This window comes from Flavobacterium sp. AK-301, assembly GCF_058310215.1.
This window is the reverse complement of record NZ_JBZEES010000040.1, coordinates 1-953: the sequence shown is the minus strand read 5'-3', so window position 1 is coordinate 953 and position 953 is coordinate 1. Positions and strand designations below refer to the sequence as shown.

Genomic DNA, 953 nt, shown 5'->3' with positions numbered 1-953 from the left:
TCGGAAACGGTAGTGCTTTCGCTTCCGTCTTCTGCTTTTTCGGTACTACTGTATTCTGCCTTGTTTTTAGTATAGGTAATGGTAGTATTTTTTCCTAAATAATCGGTACTGCGGATCATTTTACCCCAAATATCATAGAAATACTGTGTGGTCAGACCATAGGGATCGGTTTCTTGGGTCAGCAGACCGGTAGCGGGCTGATATTCGAATTGGGTTTCGAGTCCTTCGATATCTTTTGTTTTTACTAAAAAACGTCCGCTCAAATCGTATTGATACTGACTGATTCTTGGGGGTATACCTGTGGCACTAATCGTTTTTTTGGTGATATTCCCAAAAACATCGAATTCATTGTTCTCGGTAATAAAATCGGTTTGATGTCCTTTCTTTTTGATCTGGGTTACTAAACCGGAAGCGGTATAACTATACTGTTCTTCTCCGGTTCGGGTATCTCCGTAAGCGGTAACGCTTTGTTTCTTGGTTATGGGTCTGCCGATATAATAGGCAGTGCCTGCGGGCTGGTTGGTATAGGTGATTTCGGTTACGGCGGTTTGCTTTACGGCGGTTCCTTGTTTTACTACGGTGGTGGCTTTAACGGGATGGTTATAGGTGTCGTATTCTGTTGTGGTCAGGGAACGGGTATTATTAATTCCATCGAATTGTTCGCTAACGGAAGCACTCAGCTTATACACTTTATTGGGCAGTAACTCTTCTTTATAGGTGGTAACGGATTTTGAAATAAAATTAGTGGGTGTTTCCCAGAAACTCCAGTTTTTTTCTAATGTGGTAAAGCTTTCAACGGTGGCGCCTCTTAATGCGGGATCTTGTTTGGTTACGGTATAGATCTTTGGTCCTTCTGACGGAATATACCAATCGGTCTGTAATACGGAACGAAACCCAAAAAAGCCCAGTCCCTGAGTATTGGAAACGGCTCCGTGATAGTTAAAATCTTGTTG

1 pseudogene is annotated in these 953 nt (G+C 42.4%); it reads right to left on the bottom strand.

Annotated elements, in window-relative coordinates:
• A pseudogene (locus tag AC4FQX_RS15150) lies at window positions 1-953 on the bottom strand (hypothetical protein); the annotation flags it as partial.